The 19176-nt window shown below is 71.2% G+C and carries 16 protein-coding genes; 14 read left to right on the top strand and 2 right to left on the bottom strand.

Annotated features, from left to right (window positions below):
- Positions 1–218: 218 nt before the first annotated feature.
- From PIR02_20055 to PIR02_20030, 6 genes are all read left to right on the top strand, one after another.
- Positions 219–839: a cyanamide hydratase gene (locus PIR02_20055; protein ID WZH37014.1), complete on the top strand. Its 621-nt coding sequence runs from the start codon at positions 219–221 to the stop codon at positions 837–839.
- A gap of 258 nt (positions 840–1097) precedes the next feature.
- Entirely contained in the window at positions 1098–2087 is a 990-nt protein-coding gene (gene nusA, locus PIR02_20050; GenBank protein ID WZH37013.1) for a transcription termination factor NusA, read from the top strand.
- Between the two features lie 33 nt (positions 2088–2120).
- The gene (locus tag PIR02_20045; protein ID WZH37012.1) at positions 2121–2372 is read left to right on the top strand and encodes a YlxR family protein; all 252 of its coding nucleotides are present in this window, start codon (positions 2121–2123) and stop codon (positions 2370–2372) included.
- Positions 2373–2465: 93 nt separating this feature from the next.
- Complete coding sequence (gene infB, locus PIR02_20040; GenBank protein WZH37011.1) at positions 2466–5261, top strand: translation initiation factor IF-2; 2796 nt, start codon at positions 2466–2468, stop codon at positions 5259–5261.
- Positions 5262–5478: 217 nt separating this feature from the next.
- Positions 5479–5973, top strand: coding sequence for a 30S ribosome-binding factor RbfA (gene rbfA / locus PIR02_20035; GenBank protein ID WZH37010.1), 495 nt, complete (start codon positions 5479–5481; stop codon positions 5971–5973).
- Between the two features lie 120 nt (positions 5974–6093).
- Entirely contained in the window at positions 6094–7077 is a 984-nt protein-coding gene (locus PIR02_20030) for a CPBP family intramembrane metalloprotease (GenBank protein ID WZH37009.1), read from the top strand.
- Positions 7078–7247: 170 nt separating this feature from the next.
- Here the strand turns inward: PIR02_20030 and PIR02_20025 are convergent, their stop codons facing one another.
- Positions 7248–8114, bottom strand: a complete 867-nt coding sequence (locus PIR02_20025) for an A/G-specific adenine glycosylase (GenBank protein ID WZH37008.1) — start codon at positions 8112–8114, stop codon at positions 7248–7250.
- A gap of 90 nt (positions 8115–8204) precedes the next feature.
- Between PIR02_20025 and PIR02_20020 the strand changes: the two genes are divergently transcribed.
- From PIR02_20020 to PIR02_20000, 5 genes are all read left to right on the top strand, one after another.
- On the top strand, positions 8205–8681 hold the full coding sequence (locus tag PIR02_20020) for a hypothetical protein (GenBank protein WZH37007.1): 477 nt from the start codon (positions 8205–8207) through the stop codon (positions 8679–8681).
- Positions 8681–9565 (top strand): tRNA pseudouridine(55) synthase TruB, encoded by an 885-nt coding sequence (gene truB, locus PIR02_20015; protein WZH37006.1) that lies wholly within the window; start codon positions 8681–8683, stop codon positions 9563–9565. Before PIR02_20020 ends, truB begins: the two co-directional genes overlap by 1 nt.
- Positions 9562–9930: a hypothetical protein gene (locus PIR02_20010; protein ID WZH37005.1), complete on the top strand. Its 369-nt coding sequence runs from the start codon at positions 9562–9564 to the stop codon at positions 9928–9930. The genes truB and PIR02_20010 overlap by 4 nt, the downstream gene beginning before the upstream one ends.
- 186 nt (positions 9931–10116) lie before the next feature.
- Positions 10117–10536, top strand: coding sequence for a hypothetical protein (locus tag PIR02_20005; protein ID WZH37004.1), 420 nt, complete (start codon positions 10117–10119; stop codon positions 10534–10536).
- Complete coding sequence (locus tag PIR02_20000) at positions 10533–11477, top strand: bifunctional riboflavin kinase/FAD synthetase (protein ID WZH39053.1); 945 nt, start codon at positions 10533–10535, stop codon at positions 11475–11477. The genes PIR02_20005 and PIR02_20000 overlap by 4 nt, the downstream gene beginning before the upstream one ends.
- Positions 11478–11525: 48 nt before the next feature.
- Here the strand turns inward: PIR02_20000 and PIR02_19995 are convergent, their stop codons facing one another.
- On the bottom strand, positions 11526–12893 hold the full coding sequence (locus PIR02_19995; protein ID WZH37003.1) for an MFS transporter: 1368 nt from the start codon (positions 12891–12893) through the stop codon (positions 11526–11528).
- 108 nt (positions 12894–13001) lie between these two features.
- Here PIR02_19995 and PIR02_19990 point away from each other — a divergent pair, with 108 nt between their 5' ends.
- The 3 genes from PIR02_19990 to PIR02_19980 all read left to right on the top strand — a co-directional run bounded on the left by PIR02_19990 (position 13002) and on the right by PIR02_19980 (position 19136).
- On the top strand, positions 13002–15419 hold the full coding sequence (locus PIR02_19990) for a heavy metal translocating P-type ATPase (protein ID WZH37002.1): 2418 nt from the start codon (positions 13002–13004) through the stop codon (positions 15417–15419).
- A gap of 325 nt (positions 15420–15744) precedes the next feature.
- Positions 15745–17904, top strand: a complete 2160-nt coding sequence (locus PIR02_19985) for a DEAD/DEAH box helicase (protein WZH37001.1) — start codon at positions 15745–15747, stop codon at positions 17902–17904.
- Between the two features lie 164 nt (positions 17905–18068).
- On the top strand, positions 18069–19136 hold the full coding sequence (locus PIR02_19980; protein WZH37000.1) for a hypothetical protein: 1068 nt from the start codon (positions 18069–18071) through the stop codon (positions 19134–19136).
- Positions 19137–19176: the final 40 nt, after the last annotated feature.

Genomic DNA, 19176 nt, shown 5'->3' with positions numbered 1-19176 from the left:
CCGCAGCGAGGCCGAGGCCTGCGGTCTGCTCGTGCGGGCACAACGCGGGAGTGGCGTGCACGGTCGCGAGGCGAACGGTGCACCAGCGCTGCTGCGCGGGCCGATCTCCTGTGTCGTGCGCGGCTCTGGCAGGAAGACGTCGCCGGCTGACCGTCGTCCCCCTGCCGACGATCGAGCGGTCGCGGCAGAGTGAGGGTCCACCCGACACCGGAGGCCCCGTGCAGATCGCCGACATCCCCGTGCCCGACACTCTCGCCGCGCGCGGTGCCCTCGCCCTTGCCGAGCAGTACCAATCGCCCTCGATCACCGCCCACGCGCTGCGCTCGTGGTTGTGGGCGGAGGCGTTCGCCCGGGTCGACGGCATCGCCGATGTCGATCACGAGCTGCTGTACGTCTCCGCCGTGCTGCACGACATCGGCACCGTGCGCGAGTTCGACAACCACACGATCTCGTACGAGCACGCCGGAGGCCATGTCGGCGTCGCCCTCACCGCCGGAGCCGGGTGGGCCGCCGAGCGCCGACAGCGCGTGCTCGAGGTGATCGTCCGGCACAACTGGCCCCGCGTGGACCCGTCGATGGATACCGAGGGCCACCTGCTCGAGACGGCGACCGCCCTCGACATCTCGGGGGCACGGCCCGACGCCCTCCCGGGCGCGTTCGTGCGCGAGGTGCTCGCCGCCCACCCGCGCGGGTCGCTCGCGGCGGAGTTCGGGGCGTGCGTCGTCGACCAGGCCGCCCGCAAGCCCGACACCGCGGCGAGGCGCCTGGTGGACGGGGGAGTGGTCGCCGCGCTCGCGGCGAACCCGCTCGAGCGCGTGGCGGCTGGTCCGAACTCCTGAGAAATCGAGCGCGCGGGGTGGGGGACGGCCGCGATCCCGCGTCGCGCCCGCGGCGCGACGGCCGTTTCTCAGGAGTTTCGCACGGGGCGGCACACGATCCGGAGGCGCCGTGTCGTGCGCCCGGCGCCGCACCCGGGAAACGGCTGTGCGATGCCGGCCCCGTCTTCGCCCGGGTCGCCAGGGTCGCGGCATCCCGGGTATCGTAGGGGGGTTGTCGGCGCCGGTCGCGTCGACGAGAGCTGAATAACGGAGGGCCTTGTGGACATCGATCTCGCACTTCTGAAGACGATCGAACGCGAGAAGGAGATCCCCTTCGACGAACTCGCGCGCATCATCGAGCAGGCGATCCTCACCGCCTACGCCAAGCACATCTCGCCCAGCGGCGAGATCCCGGCCGGCGCGCGCGCCTCGCTCGACCGCAAGACCGGTCACGTGGGCATCTTCACCCCCGTCACCGACGACGAGGGCGCCGTCATCGGCGAAGAGGAGCAGGTGCCCGACGACTTCGGGCGCATCGCCGCCTTCGCCGCGAAGCAGGTCATCAGCCAGCGCCTGCGCGACATCGCCGACGACGCCGTGCTGGGGGAGTTCAAGGGCAAGGAGGGCGACATCGTCGCCGGTGTCGTGCAGCAGGGTCCGAACCCGCGCATGGTGCATGTCGACCTCGGCACCGTCGAGGCGATCCTCCCGCCCGAGGAGCAGGTGCCCGGCGAGACCTACGCGCACGGTTCGCGCCTGCGCGTGTACGTCACGAGCGTCTCGAAGGGCAACAAGGGCCCGCAGATCACCGTGTCGCGCACCCACCCCGGTCTCGTGCGCAAGCTCTTCGCCCTCGAGGTGCCCGAGATCGCTGCGGGCCTCGTCGAGATCGTCTCGCTGGCGCGTGAGGCCGGGCACCGCTCGAAGATCGCGGTCAAGGCGAACGACCCGACGGTCAACGCCAAGGGCGCGTGCATCGGCGAGCTGGGCCGTCGCGTCCGTGCCGTGACCGAGGAGCTCGCGGGCGAGAAGATCGACATCATCGACTACGACGCCGAGCTGCCGCGCTTCGTCGCGAACGCCCTGTCGCCGGCGAAGGTCACCTCGTCGTTCGTGCTCGATGCGTCGACCAAGGCTGTCCGTGCACTCGTCCCCGACTATCAGCTGTCGCTCGCGATCGGCAAGGAGGGCCAGAACGCCCGCCTGGCCGCCAAGCTCACCGGCGCGAAGATCGACATCCAGCCCGACAGCATCCTCGAAGACAACTGACCGTCCGTCGGTCGGGTGAGCACGAGGTGTAGGATGGATCCTGTACGAACGTGCGTCGGATGCCGCGCACGCGCCCCCCGATCTTCGCTTCTGCGTGTGGTCGCGGACGGGTCGGTCCTCGTCCGAGACGAGAGAGCGGTCCTGCCGGGCAGGGGAGCGTGGGTGCACGAGACGGACGCGTGCGTGGGAAAAGCTCTCGCGCGTCGCGCCTTCGTACGAGCATTGCGTGTGTCAGGCCCGCTTGACACGCAGACCTTCGAATCAACCCTCCAGCGAAAAGGCTGAACGGCTATGGACACGAAGTGAACGGCTCGAAATGAGACCCGTCCGCAACTAACGGTCTGCCCTGTCCGGGGTAGGCCCTCAGACAGGAGAATTGTGGCAAAACCACGCGTGCACGAGATCGCTTCCGAGCTCGGCGTCGACAGCAAGGTCGCGCTTGCGAAGCTGAAGGAGCTCGGCGAGTTCGTCAAGAGCCCCTCATCCACCATCGAGCCCCCCGTGGCTCGTAAGCTCCGCGCCGCCCTGGCGGCCGAGGGCTCTTCCGGTGCCTCGGAGACCAAGGCCGCCGCTCCTGCGGCGCGCCCGGGTTCCGGCGCGCGTCCGGGTCCCGCGCGTCCCGCGGCGACCCCCGGTTCGCGTCCCTCTGGTCCCACGCCCGGTCCCGCGAAGCCCGCTGCCCCGGCGGCGCCCGCGGCGACCCCCGCAGCGTCGGCCCCCGCGGCATCCACTCCCGCGCCGTCGGCGGCAAAGCCCGCCGCGACCCCGTCGTCGCCGCCGAGCCCCGGCTCCCAGGCCCCGACCCCCGGCGCCGGTGCCCCCAAGCCCGGCCCCAGCGCGCCCCCGCGCCCGGGTGGCGCTCGTCCGGGCAACAACCCCTTCGCGTCGTCGCAGGGCATGGGCCAGCGTCCCGCCGGCCCCCGTCCGGGCAACAACCCGTTCGCGTCGGCGCAGGGCATGGGCCAGCGCCCGACGCCCGGCAACATCCCGCGTCCGCAGGCTCCCCGTCCCGGTGCTCCGCGCCCCGGCGCCCCGCGTCCCGGCGGTGCCGGTCGTCCCGGTGGCGGTGGTCGTCCCGGCGCCCCGTTCCAGCAGCGTCCCGGCGGCCCCGGTCGTCCCGGCGGTGCCGGTGGCGGCTTCCAGCGCCCCGGTGGCGGTGCTCCGGCCGGTGGTTTCGCCGGTCGTCCCGGTGGTGGCGGCGGTCGCGGCCGTGGTCCCGGCGGTGGTACCGCCGGTGCCTTCGGTAAGGGCGGCGGCAAGTCGAAGCAGCGTAAGTCGCGTCGGGCGAAGCGGCAGGAATTCGAGATGCGGTCGGCGCCGGTCGTCGGCGGCGTCAACGTCTCGAAGGGCAATGGCGAGATCATCCGCCTGCGTCGCGGTGCCTCCATCGCCGACTTCGCGGACAAGCTCGAGGCTCTGCGCGGGTACACCGTGCAGCCCGGCACGCTCGTGACCATCCTGTTCAACCTGGGCGAGATGGCCACCGCGACCGAGTCGCTCGACGAGGCCACCTTCGAGGTGCTCGGCGAGGAGCTCGGCTACAAGATCCAGATGGTCTCGCCTGAGGACGAAGACAAGGAGCTCCTCGAGGGCTTCGGTCTCGACCTCGATGCCGAGCTCGAGGCCGAGAGCGAGGACGATCTCGAGATCCGTCCTCCTGTGGTCACCGTCATGGGCCACGTCGACCACGGTAAGACGCGACTGCTCGACGCCATCCGCCAGACCAACGTGGTCGCGGGCGAGGCCGGCGGCATCACGCAGCACATCGGTGCGTACCAGATCTGGACCGAGCACGAGGGCATCGAGCGCGCGATCACCTTCATCGACACCCCGGGTCACGAGGCGTTCACCGCCATGCGTGCCCGTGGTGCGCAGGTGACCGACATCGCCATCCTCGTGGTCGCCGCCGACGACGGCATCATGCCCCAGACGGTCGAGGCGCTGAACCACGCCCAGGCGGCGAACGTGCCGATCGTGGTCGCGGTCAACAAGGTCGACAAGCCCGACGCCAACCCGGCCAAGGTGCGCCAGCAGCTCACCGAGTACGGTCTGGTCGCCGAGGAGTACGGCGGCGACGTCATGTTCGTCGACGTGTCGGCTCGCGAGAACCTCAACATCCAGGCCCTCCTGGACGCGGTTCTGCTCACCGCCGACGCCGGTCTCGACCTCACGGCCAACCCGAACAAGGCAGCCCGCGGCGTCGCGATCGAAGCGAAGCTCGACAAGGGTCGCGGTTCGGTTGCCACGGTGCTCATCCAGTCGGGAACGCTCCGCGTCGGCGATGCGATCGTCGCCGGCACGGCGTACGGCCGCGTCCGCGCGATGATGGACGAGAACGGCGAGGCGGTCCTCGAGGCCTACCCGTCGCGTCCGGTCCAGGTGCAGGGTCTCAACTCCGTGCCGCGCGCCGGCGACGTCTTCATCGTCACCGAGGAAGACCGCACCGCGCGTCAGATCGCGGAGAAGCGTGAAGCGGCCGAGCGCAACGCTCAGCTGGCCAAGGCCCGCAAGCGCATCTCGCTCGAGGACTTCACCCGTGCTCTCGAAGAGGGCAAGGTCGAGTCGCTCAACCTCATCATCAAGGGCGACGTGTCCGGTGCCGTCGAGGCGCTCGAAGAGTCGCTGCTCAAGATCGAGGTCGACGACAGCGTCCAGCTGCGCATCATCCACCGCGGTGTGGGTGCGATCACCGAGTCGGACATCAACCTGGCCACGATCGACAACGCGATCGTGATCGGCTTCAACGTCCGTCCCGACACCAAGGCCCGCGAGCGTGCCGCCCGCGAGGGTGTCGACGTGCGGTTCTACTCGGTCATCTACAACGCGATCGACGACGTCGAGCAGTCGCTCAAGGGCCTGCTCAAGCCGGAGTTCGAAGAGGTGCAGTCGGGTGTCGCCGAGATCCGCGAGGTGTTCCGCTCCTCGAAGTTCGGCAACATCGCCGGTGTCATCGTGCGGTCGGGAACGATCACGCGCAACGCCAAGGCCCGCGTCATCCGCGACGGTGTCGTGCTGGCCGACGGCCTGCAGATCGAATCGCTGCGTCGCTTCAAGGACGACGTCACCGAGGTGCGTACGGACTTCGAGGCCGGTATCGGTCTCGGCAAGTTCAACGACATCCAGATCGGTGATGAGATCGAGACCACCGAAATGGTCGAGAAGCCGCGAGGCTGATCGTCGTGCGGGGGTCGTGCCTTCGGGTGCGGCCCCCGCTGCGGCCTGCGGGGTGTGTGCCTTCCCGAGCAGAGCGGGGCCCCTATCCCGATGCTCGGGAAGACACACATCCCTCCGGCCTCCGCTGGGTACGCTCTTTCGTCAGGACCGCCACTCGGCAATGAGCCACGGGGGCACTCGACTCGCGGCGGTATGAAAGAACGAGAAGGAGAAGGACGTGGCAGGGGAACGACAGGCCCGCGTGGCGGACCGAATTCGCGTGGTGCTCGCCGAACGGCTCGAGAAGGGGCTGCGCGACCCGCGGCTCGGTTTCGTGACCATCACCGACGTGCGCGTCACGGGTGACCTCCAGCACGCGTCGGTGTTCTACACCGTCATGGGCGACGAGGCCCACCGCAACGACACGGCGGCGGCGCTGAAATCGGCGACAGGAATGCTGCGCAGCGAGGTCGGCAAGAACCTCAACACGCGCCTCACGCCGACCCTCGAGTTCATCCTCGATGCGATCCCCGAGAACGCCGACCACATCTCGGCCCTCCTGCGCGAGGCACGCGAGCGCGACGAGTCGGTCGCCGGTCTCGCCGCGTCCGCCACCTACGCCGGTGAGGCCGACCCGTACGTCAAGCCGCGCGAGCACGATGACCTCGATGAGGACGACCTCGACGAGGATGCCGCCGAGGACGACGAACGCGCGGGTGACGCGCGCGCCTGAGCTCGCGAGACCATACGGCCGGATGCCGCCCCGAGAGGATGGCATCCGGCCGTCGCTCTCGGGCCGCGGTTCCACCCCAGGGGGGAGGCGCGGCGGCGGGGGACTTCATAGGTTCGAATCATGGATGTGCGCACTCGACCGGACTGGCCCGCCGTGGCCGTCTTCGCCGTGACGTCGCTGGGCCTCGCGTGGCTCGTGGCTCTGCCCCTCTGGCTGCGGGGGCACGGGATCACCGATCCCCTCCTGCCGCTGGTGGCGATGGCGATGATGCTCACCCCCGCCCTCGCGACGTTGGCGGCGTTACTCGTCCAGCGTCGGACGCGGGGGCGCCGGGGAGCACGGGTCGTGCTGCGGGAGGTCGGAATGTGGCCGCTGCGGCCCGCTGCGCGGACCGTGTGGACATGTGTCGCCGTGATCGTCGCGGCGCCGGTGCTGGTGGGGGTCGGCCTCCTCGTGTCGGGCCTGCTGGGCGTGGTGAGCTTCGACCTCGTCGGATTCTCCGGCTTCGCGCAGACGCTGCAGGAGGCGGTTTCGGAGGGCACGCCGCTGCCCCCGATGGGCATGCTGGTGGTGATGCAGCTGGCCACCATTCCTCTCGGTGCCCTGTTCAACGCCCCGCTGGCCTTCGGCGAAGAACTCGGTTGGCGTGGCTGGCTGCTCCCGGCTCTTCGCCCGCTCGGAACCTGGCCCGCGCTGATCGTTTCGGGGGCGTTCTGGGGGCTCTGGCATGCCCCGCTGATCCTTCTCGGCTATAACTTCGCGCAACCGAACGCCTTCGGTGTGCTGCTGATGATCGTCGGGTGCGTGCTGTTCGGCATCCTGCTCGGGTGGACGCGGCTGCGCACGGCGTCGGTCTGGCCTGCGGTGTTCGCGCACGGGGCGTTCAACGCCTCGGCGGGAATGATCGCGCTGTTCATCGCGGCCGGCTCACCGGAGCCGTCGCTCGTCCTCGTCGGTCCGCTCGGGGTCGTCATGTGGGTCGTCTTCGCCCTCGTCATCGGCGCGCTCGTGGTCGCCGGGCAGTTCCGGCCCTCGCGTCTGGCGGCGGAACTGGGTCCCGACCGCCGGCCGGTGGGCGCGGAGGTCCCGTCTGCGGCGTCCTGACTCCGTGGGGGAGCGACGAGCGCTCCGTCGCGCGGAGTCGGGGTGCGACACGCCGCGCCCCGGCCGCCGGGGCCGCGTGTCGGCCTCGGACTCCGCGGGAGGGCACGGTGTCATGCCGCGCACGCGGACGTCGCGGATCGTCGACGCGGCCATCGCCGCGGCGCGGGCCGTCAGCGGGGGAGGTGCAGCACGTCGTCCTCGGCCTCGACGAGTCCGTCGGCGATGAGCGAGTCGATCGCGCGGTCGCGCTGTGCGGCGTCCGGCCAGTCGGGCAGGACGGCGAAGAGGGGAACGGCCGCGGGCGCCGCGTCGCGCAGGGCCTTCAGGACGACCCCTCGCGCCTGGCGGTCGCTGCCCTCATAGGTCGCCTGGCGTCGCCGGCGGTCTTCCGACGCGGGGTAGCCGGCCGCACGCCACGCGCACGAGTCGGCGAGGGGACAGATCTCGCACTTCGGCGACCGGGCCGTGCACACGATCGCGCCGAGCTCCATGGCCGCGGCGTTCACGATCGTCGAGGCGACGATCTCGTCGGGCAGCTCGGCATCCATCCGCTCCAGGTCGCGCCGATGGGGAGGACCCGGCTGGGCGACTCCCTCCACGGCGCGCGCGAGCACGCGCCGGGTGTTCGTGTCGACGACAGGATGCCGATCCCCGTACGCGAAGACCGCGACGGCGCGCGCGGTGTAGTCGCCGATGCCGGTCAGCGCGAGAAGGGCGTCGACGTCGCGCGGGACGATGCCTTCGTGCCGGTCACGGATCTCGACCGCCGCCCGGTGCAGCCAGAGGGCGCGTCTCGGATACCCGAGGTTGGCCCACTGCGTCACGGCGTCTCCCGCGGGGGACGCCGCGAGATCGCTCGGCGTGGGCCAGCGCGCGAGCCACGCCTCGAGATGCGGGATCACGCGCGTCACCGGGGTCTGCTGCAGCATGAACTCGCTCACGAGTGTGCCCCAGGCGCCGAACCCCTCCCGCCGCCAGGGAAGGTCGCGCGCCGCATCGCGGTACCACGCGATGAGCGGGGCGGCGAGACCTGGCATCCGTCCAGCCTACGGTCGTCCGCGCGGGTGGTTCGCACGGGCGGGCGGGGTTCGGGCGGTCCGGTGCGACGGCGAAAGTAGGCTGGAGGCATGTCCCCCGAGAACACCGTCGAGACCCTGCACCGGAGCCTCCGCGACCTGATGCGGCAGAACGCCCGCGCGGGCCGGGTCGTGGTGGCCGTCGACGGGCTGGATGCCGAGAACACGCGGACTTTCGCCGACGGCTTCGCCGCGGTGCTCGCGGGCGACGGCACGGCGGTGCAGCGCGCGAGCGTCGCCGACGCCGGGACCGACGTGCGCGACAGCATCGTCGCGCCGTTCCGGGCGGGGGAAGGCGACGCGGTGCTCGTCGTCGACGGCCGGTTCCTGCACACCACCGAGCGACGCGGTCTGTGGAACTGGTCGGTCTGGCTCGAGAGCAACCCGCCGCTCGGTGCGCCTCGTCCCGAGCGTCCGGATGCCGAGAAGCACTACCTCGCCACGGCTCGGCCGAAAGCGGCCGCCTCCGTCATCGTCGAGAACTCCGACCCCGCCCACCCCGTGCAGGTGTTCGGGGACTTCTGCTGATGGTGCATGCCGGCATCCTCCTGGTCGACAAGCCCGGGGGCATCACCAGCCATGACGTCGTCTCGCGGGCGCGGCGCGCCCTCGGCACCCGCAAGATCGGGCACGCCGGCACCCTCGATCCCATGGCCACGGGTCTGCTCGTGCTCGGCGTCGAGGGGGCGACCCGGCTGCTGACCTACATCGTCGGTGCCGACAAGACCTACGAGGCCACGATCCTCCTCGGCGTCGCCACCGACAGCGACGACGCCGACGGGGTCGAGACCTCGAGGGCGGATGCCACCGCCGTCACCGACGACGCCATCGCCGCGGGCGTCGCCGACCTCACGGGCGAGATCGAGCAGGTGCCGAGCACGGTGTCGGCGATCAAGGTCGCCGGGCGGCGCGCGTACGATCTCGCCCGCGCGGGCGAAGAGGTCGAGTTGAAGGCGCGGCGCGTGACCGTGTCGCGTTTCGACATTCGCGACACGCGCCGCGGCGACGGAGTCGTCGAGCTCGACGTCGTCGTCGACTGCACCAGCGGAACCTACATCCGCGCGCTCGCGCGCGACCTCGGCCGGACCCTCGGCGTGGGCGGGCACCTGACCATGCTCCGCCGCACGCGGATCGGATCCTTCGACGTCGCCGCCGCGGCATCCGTCGACGACATCGCCGAGGAGCGCCTCGTGAACCCGGCGACCGCAGCCTCCGTCGTCGTGGGCGCTCTCGCCGTCGGCGAGGACGAAGCGCGCGACCTGCGTCACGGCAAGCGCATCGACGGCGGTGGGCGCTTGACCGGGGCCGTCGCCGCAGCGATCGATCCTGACGGCCGACTGGTCGGCATCGTCGAGAAGCGCGGAACGCAGCTGAAGAGCGTCATGAACATGCCGGAGGAGGGCGTCCGATGATCCTGTGGTTCACACTCGCGCAGGTGGGCCTCGCCGTGCTCGCAGGGCTCGTCGCCATCGTCGCGGGGCTCGTCGGTCGACGCCCCGGAGATGTGACGGTCGGTTCGCTGGCCCTCATCGAGCTGCTGCTCATCGTGCAGATCGTCGTCGCCGTCATCGCGCCCTTCGCGGGCAACCCGCCGTCGGGGAGCCTGCTGGAGTTCTGGACCTACCTCGTCTCCGCCGCTCTCGTGCCCGTCGCGGGAGTCGCCTGGGCGCTCATCGAGCGCAGCCGCTGGAGCACCGTCATCATGGGGGTCGCCGCCCTCGCCGTCGCCGTGATGGTGTGGCGCATGCACGTGATCTGGACGGTGCAGATCGCCTGACGACTCCGGATGCCGGGGCTCGGTCGGTGAGGAGAACAGGCGATGCGTCGAGAACAGGCCGATACGGCCCGTGACGCCCTGTTCTCGTCCCGCGGCCTGTTCCCGTGACGCACGGCGCTCGCGCGTCCCGGCCGTGCGAGCGAACGCCCCGCGGTGACGGCGCCGGCCAACTAGAATCGACAGGTCATGGCATCCACCACTCCCACCCGCACCCGGGGGATGACCGGCGTCGGCCGTGTCCTCGTCGTCGTCTACGGCATCATGGCGCTCGCCGCCACGGGCCGCTCCTTCGTGCAGATCGTCCGCGAGTTCGACGACGCCCCGCTGGCCTACTCGCTGTCGGCGCTCGCCGCGGTCGTGTACATCCTCGCGACCCTCGCCCTCGTCTTCTCGGCGCGACCGGCCTGGTACCGCATCGCGTGGATCGCGATCGGGTTCGAGCTCGTCGGGGTCCTCGTCGTCGGAACCCTGAGCCTCGTTGACCCCGCGCTGTTCCAGCACCCGACGGTCTGGTCGGTCTACGGCTACGGCTACCTCTTCATCCCGCTCGTCCTGCCCTTCCTCGGGCTCTGGTGGCTGGTGCGCCACCGCCGGGCGGCATCGTGATCGTCTTCCGCGACGCCGCGGAGGTGCCCGCGGGCTTCGGCCCGTCGGTCGTCGCGATCGGCAAGTTCGACGGTGTGCACACGGGGCACCGTGCGGTCATCGACCGCGCGCGCGTCGATGCCTCCGACGGTGCCAAGGTCGTCGCGGTGACCTTCGATCGCAACCCGCTCAGCGTGCTGCGGCCCGACCGGTGCCCGCCCGACGTCATCGGCCCGCACCAGAAACTCGAACTGCTCGAGCGCGCGGGAGTGGATGCCACCCTGCTGCTGACCTTCGACGAGGCCCTCGCCACGCTCCCGGCGGAGGAGTTCGTGCGCCGGTTCCTCGTCGACGCGCTGCACGCACGGACGGTGCTCGTGGGCAGCGACTTCCGGTTCGGAGCCGGGGGAGCCGGCGACCCCGCGCTGCTCCAGCGTCTGGGGGGTGAGCACGGTTTCCGCGTCGACGTCGTGGAGGATGTGCGCGCCGTGCACGCCGATCGCCGCGTGTCGTCGACGTGGATTCGCGAGGCACTGTCCGCGGGGGATGTGACCACCGCGGCACGCCTCCTGGGCCGGGCACCCTCCGTGTGGGGAGAGGTCGTGCACGGACTCAAGCGCGGACGCGAGCTCGGATACCCGACGGCGAACCTCTCGCACGACCTCGAAGGGTTCGTGCCTGCCGACGGTGTGTACGCCGGCTGGCTGGTCGACGTCGAGGGGGGCCGGCGCATCAGCTACCCCGCCGCGATCAGCGTCGGCACGAACCCGACGTTCGACGACGTCCATGCCCGTCAGGTCGAGGCCTACGTGCTGGACGAGACCGACCTCGACCTCTATGGGCACCACGTCGAGCTGCGCTTCGTCGAGCGGGTCCGCGAGATGACGGCATTCGACGGCATCGACGCCCTGCTCGTGCAGATGGCCGACGACGTCGAGCGCACGCGCGCGATCCTGCGCTGAGCCGCGTTCTGTTCGCGCCGGGTGCCCGGGTGCCGTCGCGCGTGAGCGTCAATCGCGACGCGACAGGTGGTTCCGGATGCCGAGGAACGACGCCGCGCCCCCGAGCACCATGAGCACCGCGGTGAACATCGCGGCCCGGTGGAAGCCGTCGAGGTCCAGCGATCCGTCCACCACCGCGGAGACGGCGGCGATGGCGAGGAGTCCGGCGACACGGGAGACCACGTTGTTGACCGCGGAGGCGATCCCCGATCGCTCGGTCTCGATCGCGCCGAGCACGGCCGCGGTGAGGGGTGAGACCGTCGCCGTGAGGCCCAGACCGAAGATGACGATGCCGGGGAGGACCTGCGTCCAGTAATCGAACGCGGGACTCACCCGCAGCAGCAGCAGCGCGCCGCCGGCCATGACGAGCGGGCCGAGGGTCATGAACAGCCGGGGACCCCACCGCCCGGCGAGGGCCCCCATGCGCGAACTCAGCAGGATCATGAGGACCGTGCTCGGCAGCGACGCGAGACCCGCGAGCGTCGCCGACAGCCCCGCGCCCTGCTGCAGGTAGACGCTCACGACGAACCCGTTGAGCGAGAGGGCCGCATAGACGAACACCGTCGCGAGATTTCCCGCCCAGAAGTTCCGTGAGCGAAACAGGCCCAGCGGCATCATCGGCTGCCGGGCGAGGCGCTGGCGCACGAGGAACCCCGCGAACGACAGGATGCCGAGCACGCCCGGCATCCAGATCACCGGCGAAGACCACCCGAGACCGGGCTGCTCGATGAGCGCGAAGACGATCCCGCCCAGCCCTGTGGCGCACAGCACGGCGCCGAGGATGTCGACCCGCGCCCCCGCGCGGCGGTGGTCGGCGTGGCCGAGGCGGAGCAACAACCACAGGGTCACCGCGATCGGGAGGACGTTCACGAGGAACACCAGGCGCCACGATAGGGTGTCGACGAAGAGACCGCCCACGAGCGGGCCGGCCAGCATCGCGATGGTCGTCGCTCCCGTCCAGATCCCGATCGCCCGCGCCTGAGCCGGGCCGCGGAACGTCGAGGTGATGAGGGCGAGCGAGCTGGGCACGAGGAGCGCCCCCGCGACACCCTGCAGAGCTCGCGCGACGATGAGGAACTCCGCCGTCGGCGCGGCGGCGATCGCGACGGAGGTCAGGCCGAAGCCGATCAGGCCGATCCGGAGGACGAGCACGCGGCCCAGGACGTCGCTGAAAGAACCCGCGACCAGGATGAAAGCGCCGAGTGTGACGAGGTAGGCGTCCACGACCCATTGCTGCGTGGTGAGGCCGCCTCCCAGATCCGCCGCGATCGCCGGGAGCGCGACGTTGACGACCGTCCCGTCGAGGAACGAGACGAAGGATGCCAGGACGGCGATCGTCAGGACCACGCGTTGTTCGCGGGTCATCGTGTCGCTCATTGCTCCAGCGTAGGGTCGCGCAGGGCGCGGTCGTCCGATTGCGTCCCCGTCTTCGGAATACCCCCAGGGGGTATGCTGTTCCTGTCGGGGAGAACCCGAGGAGGAGTCATGGACGAGACGAACAAGGCGGGCGCGCCGGGCGACGGTGTCGCCGAAGCGGTCCTCGACATCGAAGGCATGACCTGCGCGAGCTGCGTCGCCCGTGTCGAGAAGCGCCTCGGACGCGTCGAGGGCGTTGCCGCCGCGGTGAATCTCGCGACCGAGACGGCGCGCGTGCGTTACCCGGCGGGACTCGACACCGCGGCGCTCGTCGATGCGGTGCGCGCGGCGGGATACGACGCCACCGTGAGAGAGCGCGGGGGATCTCGCACGGCCCTCGCCGATGCGCCGACATCCGTCGCCTCTGCGGAGCCTGTCGTCGTCGCGGTCCCGGCGCCGGGCGGCGCGATCGACGCGACCACCGGCGGGGGACTCGACTCGCACCCCCAGACGTCCCACCCGGTCGCAGACGCCCCCGAGGCCGACACGCATGACCACGGTGGCCACGTCCACGACACCGCCGACGCGCCCGGGGCGACCTCGCTGCGGACGCGCCTGCTCGTCTCGGCTGCCCTCGCGATCCCGGTGGTCGCGCTCGGCATGGTGCCCGCGTGGCAGTTCCCCGGGTGGCAGTGGGCATCCCTCGTCCTCACGACGCCGGTGATCCTGTGGGGAGGCTGGCCGTTCCACCGCGCGACACTGCGGAACGCCCGCCACGGCGCTGCGACCATGGACACCCTCATCACGCTCGGCACGTTCGCCGCATATCTCTGGAGCGTGTGGGCGCTGTTCTTCGGAAACGCGGGGCGCATCGGCATCCGGCACGAGGTCATGCTCTTCGGCCCCGTCCACGACGCGAGCGCCGTGGTCTATTTCGAGGTCGCGGCCGCGGTGACGGTGCTCCTGCTGCTCGGCCGCTTCATCGAGCAGCGCTCCACTCGACGCGCAGGCGCCGCTCTGCGCTCTCTGCTCGATCTGGGCGCCCGCGACGCGGAACTGGCCGACGGGCGGCGGATCTCCATCGACGACCTCGCGGTGGGTGACGTGTTCGTCGTGCGCCCGGGCAGCGTCATCGCCACCGACGGGGTGGTCGTGGAGGGGCGGGCGTCCGTCGACGAGAGCATGCTCACCGGCGAGTCGGTACCCGTCGATGTGACGGAGGGCTCGGCGGTGACCGGCGGCACGATCGCCGCAGGCGGCCGCCTGACCGTCCGCGCGACCGGCGTCGGGGAGGAAACGCGCCTCGCCCGCATCGCGCGACTCGTCGAAGACGCCCAGCTGGGCAAGAGTCGCGTGCAACGGTTGGCGGACCGCATCTCGGGAGTGTTCGTACCCGTGGTGATCGTGCTCGCCCTGCTCACGCTCGTGGCCTGGATCGTCGCCGGTCAGCCCGTCGCTGCCGGATTCACCGCCGCCGTCGCGGTGCTCATCATCGCGTGCCCGTGTGCCCTGGGGCTCGCGACCCCCATCGCGATCCTCGTCGGCACCGGTCGCGGAGCGCAGCTCGGTGTCCTCGTCACGGGACCCGAAGCCCTCGAGTCCGCGGAGCGCATCGACACGATCGTTCTCGACAAGACCGGCACCCTCACCAGCGGCCGCATGAGCGTCGCGGATACCGTCGCCGCCGCGGGAGAGGATCCCGCGAGCGTGCTCGCTCGCGTCGCCGCGGTCGAGCGTGGCTCGGAGCACCCGGTGGCCGCGGCGATCGTCGCGGCAGCGGGGGAGGGACCGACCGCCTCCGAGGTGCAGGCGATCCCGGGGCGCGGGGTGATCGGTGTCGTGGACGGTGTCCGTGTGTTCGCGGGGCGCCCCGCGTGGATCGCCGACCTGGGCGCCGCGCTGCCGCCCGAGCTGGCCGTGGCCGTCGATGCGGGCGAGGAGCGCGGCACCGTCGTGGTGGCGGGGTGGGCCGACGCGCACGGCACCCCGCGCGCCCGCGCGGTGATCGAGATCGCCGACACCGTGCGACCCGAGAGCGCCGAAGCCGTCGCGCGGCTTCGCGAGATGGGTCTCGAGCCGGTCCTCCTGACCGGCGACAACCCGCGCATCGCGCGGTCCGTCGCGACGGAGCTCGGCATCGAGCGGGTGCGCGCGGGCGTCCTCCCCGAGGGCAAGGTCGACGAGATCGCGGCGCTGCGTGCCGAGGGTCGCACCGTCGCCATGGTCGGCGACGGGGTCAATGACGCCGCCGCTCTGGCATCCGCGGATCTCGGGATCGCCATGGGCGGAGGAACGGATGCCGCGCTTCACGCGAGCGACATCGCGCTGATGCGTGACGACCCCCGCGGGATCGTCACCGCCGTGGCGTTGAGCCGTCGGACGATGCGCATCATCCGCGGGAACCTGTTCTGGGCGTTCGCCTACAACGTCGCGGCGCTGCCGCTCGCGGCGCTGGGCCTGTTGAACCCGATGATCGCGGGGGCCGCGATGGCGTTCTCGAGCGTGTTCGTGGTGCTGAACAGCCTGCGCCTTCGGCGCGCGGCGTGACCCACTCATCGCCCCGGGGCTCGCGTTGAGCAACGGGGGCGGGCATTCCCCGCCCCCGTTGCTCAGCCCCCGAGGCGCCGGGAGCCGCGTTCCGCCCGGCTCGCGAGAAGAGTTCTCCCCACCTCGCACACGACGTCGCGCGGGGCGCTAGAATGGTGGCGATCCCGTCACCCGTTGTCTCGCGAGCCGTTCCGGCGTAGACGCGTCGCGGGTCGCCGGTACCGCCGCTCAGGCGGCGTGCCGAGCGATGTTCTCCGGGGTCACTGATCCACCGGCTTCGGCCGGATGTTCCGGACACCGTCCGGACGACACGCTCAGGAGGAGCATGCCGACCACGGCAACCGCGTCCCGAGGCTCGAGCCAGCGGCGCAGGAAGACCACGTCCTCGCGACGCGACGACGAAGCCCCCGTCATCCCGATCCTCGCCCGTAAGGTGCGCGAGGTCGAAGCCAAAGCCCAACGGGGCAAGCTCGGACCGACCAATCGCGTCAAGTTCCAGGTGATCGCGTTCCTCGTGCGCGAGGAGCGCGCGCGGGTCAAAGCAGACACCGAGATCACCGACGCCGCGCGGTCCGAGCTGCTCAAGAGGCTCGACGGGGTGGCGACGATCCTCGCCAAGACCGCCGCGCGCGACACCTCGCTGATCCAGCTGCTCGAGGTCGACCAGGCCACCTCGCCGGTCGCCCGGCGCATGCGCCGCGACTGGCTGCTCGAGTCCGGTGCCGAACTGCCGCCGGACGAGCTCATCATCACCGACACGGCCCCGCAGATCACCCCCGTCGTGTCGGCGGCGCTCGCAGAGAAGCAGGTCATCCCGCCGTCCATGGAGGCACGCCAGATGGCGAACCCCTTCCTCCCGCCCGACCTCACGCCGCGCACGACCGGCGACGCCCCGCGCCGCCGTCTCGACGGCTGGGAGCTCATGGGGCCGCTGTACAAGGCGTTCGAGACGGGCGCCGGCGGCTCGGCCGCCAGCATGGAGCTTCCGCCCGTCCCCGAGTTCGACCGGCTGTCGCCGCGCGGGCTCGAGGTCATGCCCCACCAGTCGCGTTTCCTCGAGGCCGTGCGCCAGGGGCATCGCTCGTTCCTCCTGGCCGATGAGCCGGGTCTCGGGAAGACGGCGGAGTCGGTGCTCGCCGCGAGCGTCGCCGACGCCTACCCCCTGCTGGTCGTCGTCCCCAACGTCGTCAAGATGAACTGGGCCCGTGAGGTCCAACGCTGGACGCCGCAGCGTCGCGCAACCGTGATCTCCGGCGGCGGCGCCGACATCGACGCGTTCGCCGACGTCTTCATCGTCAACTACGAGATCCTCGACCGGCACCTGTCGTGGCTCTCGTCGATCGGGCTCAAGGGCGTCGTCGTCGACGAGGCGCACTTCATCAAGAATCTGACGTCTCAGCGCTCGCAGAACGTGCTGGCGCTGGCATCCCGCGTCCGTCAGCAGACGCGCGACCCCCTCATGCTCGCGCTGACGGGTACCCCGCTGATCAACGACGTCGAGGACTTCGACGCGATCTGGCGGTTCCTCGGCTGGACCAACGGCGAGAAGCCCGGCCCCGAGTTGATGGAGAAACTGGATGCCACGGGCCTGACGCCCGCGGACAAGGCGTTCTACCCCGAGGCGCGCGAAGCGGTCATCTCGATGGGCATCGTGCGGCGCAAGAAGACGGACGTCGCCGCCGACCTTCCCGACAAGCTCGTGGCAGACCTTCCCGTCGAACTCGACGACGAGTACGGTCGCTCGATCCGCCAGGCCGAGCGTGAGCTCGGAGCGCGACTCGCGGCGAAGTACCGCCGCATCATCGAGGCGCGCGGCGACCGCGGTCTCGCCGCCGGAGAGATCGACGACGACATCGTGCGTCTCGTCGCCCACGGCGAGCTCGAGGAGTCGAAGGCCGCGGGTTCGGGCAGCGAGAACGTCTTCATGATGGTCCGCCGCATCGGCCAGGCCAAGGCTCATCTCGCCGCCGATTACGCCGTGCAGCTGCAGCGCTCGGTCGGCAAGGTGGTGTTCTTCGCCAAGCACATCGACGTGATGGATGCCGCAGAGGCGCACTTCAAGGCATCCGGGCTCAAGGCGGTCTCGGTGCGCGGAGAGCAGACGTCGATCGCGCGCCAGGCCGCGATCGATGCGTTCAACAGCGACCCCGACGTGGGCATCGCCGTGTGTTCGCTCACCGCCGCCGGTGTCGGCCTCAACATGCAGGCCGCCTCCAACGTCGTACTCGCGGAGCTGTCGTGGACGGCCGCGGAGCAGACGCAGGCGATCGACCGCGTGCACCGCATCGGTCAAGAGGAGCCCGTGACCGCGTGGCGCATCATCGCCGCGCACACGATCGACACGAAGATCGCGGAGCTCATCGACTCGAAGGAAGGGCTCGCCCAGCGCGCCCTCGACGGTCAGACGATCGAGCCCGGCTCCAGTGACTCCGTGCAGCTGTCCGCGCTCATGCACCTGCTGCGGCAGGCTCTCGGCGCGGCCTGAGCCATCGCTTCTCGAACGCCCCGGGGTCTCGGCTCCGGGGCGTTCTCGCATTGAGGGACACGTCGGGAAAGATCCCGGTGTGCGGGGGTCCGTACCGAGGTCTGCGAGGTCCTCGCGGCCCTGGCACCTCCGAGCGCGTCCGACGCCGACGCTAGGGTCGGGGCATGTCCCTCACCCCCGATGGCCTGCTCGCGGGGCCGCGCGGCCGCCGGTTGTGCCTCGAGATCCTGCTGCTGTCGACCGAGGACCCCGAGGTGCAGGACGCCGCGTGGGCGGTCTCGTGGGCTGCGCATGCCCTCGCGGAGAACCCCGGAACGGTGCTCACGTTCGGCGACGGCGCCGCCTCGTTCACCGAGCCGGATGTGTCGCCGGCCGACGCCGCTGCTGCGCTGTCACGCGTCGCGATCCCCGACCTGACCGAAGCGGTCCTCGACGAGACGCTCGCGATCGCCGTCGACCGCGCCGCCTACTGGCAGCCCCCGCACGGCGAAGACGTCCTGGCGGCGACCGCCGAGCTGCGGCCGGTGCTCGCGCCGGTGGCAGCCGCGATCGTCGACTCGCCGCACACCGGGTGGTGGGGGAGCCCGGTCGCCCGAGACGCGCAGGCGAGGGTGTTCTGGGAAGACGAGCGGGCGTCGACGGACGCTCCCGAGCGAATCGTCGCGCGATGGCGCGAGTCGCAAGTGGCGGAGGAACGCCGCTTCGCCCAGGAGAGCAGGGACTCTCGGTTGTCGGGCTCGTGGTGGTCGACACCCGCGGTCGGTCTCGCGCGCTCGACGCGCAGGCGCGGTGCCGCGGGACCGGTCGGCCTGAGGCTGGTCGAGGATTCCTTCGGATGGACCTCCGCCCGGGTTCAGCCTCTGACGGCGCCGGCGGGGGAGGTCATCGAGATCGACGGCCCTGAGGCGTGGGCGGCGCTGTGCCGGCGGCACCCGTTCCCCCTGACCGCCAGTCGCCGCACCGTATGGGGATGGACGACGGGGCGCGAGGGCGCGTGGGTGCAACCCGACTGGGCGGAGGTGGCACGCGAGGCGTCGGGGGTCCATCTGAGCGTCGCCGGATATCTCGCCACGGCGGGGCGGGTCATCGACCTCGGTGACCTCGGCGCGACCCTCGTGGCGGGGTGGGGTCCCGATGAGACGTTCTGGTTCTCCGACCCCGGCTCGACAGGACCGGAGCAGCGATGGGTGGTCGATGGTGCGGGTGGCGCGCGCCGGTGGCGTCGGGACTGAGGTCGACCGCCCGCTCGCGGAGGGTGCGCTCGCGGGGGCA

The sequence above is a fragment of the Microbacterium enclense genome, from assembly GCA_038182865.1.
GTDB lineage: Bacteria > Actinomycetota > Actinomycetes > Actinomycetales > Microbacteriaceae > Microbacterium > Microbacterium enclense_B.
The sequence above is the reverse complement of the archived record's forward strand: the minus strand, read 5'-3'. Positions and strand labels throughout refer to the sequence as shown.

What these genes read in the sequence shown, in the direction of transcription:
- PIR02_20045 (WZH37012.1), top strand. Translation starts at nt 2,121, where the DNA reads ATGGATCCTGTACGAACGTGCGTCGGATGCCGCGCACGCGCCCCCCGA.
- PIR02_20030 (WZH37009.1), top strand. Translation starts at nt 6,094, where the DNA reads ATGGATGTGCGCACTCGACCGGACTGGCCCGCCGTGGCCGTCTTCGCC.
- PIR02_20025 (WZH37008.1), bottom strand. Translation starts at nt 8,114, where the DNA reads ATGCCAGGTCTCGCCGCCCCGCTCATCGCGTGGTACCGCGATGCGGCG.
- PIR02_20020 (WZH37007.1), top strand. Translation starts at nt 8,205, where the DNA reads ATGTCCCCCGAGAACACCGTCGAGACCCTGCACCGGAGCCTCCGCGAC.
- truB (WZH37006.1), top strand. Translation starts at nt 8,681, where the DNA reads ATGGTGCATGCCGGCATCCTCCTGGTCGACAAGCCCGGGGGCATCACC.
- PIR02_20010 (WZH37005.1), top strand. Translation starts at nt 9,562, where the DNA reads ATGATCCTGTGGTTCACACTCGCGCAGGTGGGCCTCGCCGTGCTCGCA.
- PIR02_20005 (WZH37004.1), top strand. Translation starts at nt 10,117, where the DNA reads ATGGCATCCACCACTCCCACCCGCACCCGGGGGATGACCGGCGTCGGC.
- PIR02_19995 (WZH37003.1), bottom strand. Translation starts at nt 12,893, where the DNA reads ATGAGCGACACGATGACCCGCGAACAACGCGTGGTCCTGACGATCGCC.
- PIR02_19990 (WZH37002.1), top strand. Translation starts at nt 13,002, where the DNA reads ATGGACGAGACGAACAAGGCGGGCGCGCCGGGCGACGGTGTCGCCGAA.
- PIR02_19985 (WZH37001.1), top strand. Translation starts at nt 15,745, where the DNA reads ATGCCGACCACGGCAACCGCGTCCCGAGGCTCGAGCCAGCGGCGCAGG.
- PIR02_19980 (WZH37000.1), top strand. Translation starts at nt 18,069, where the DNA reads ATGTCCCTCACCCCCGATGGCCTGCTCGCGGGGCCGCGCGGCCGCCGG.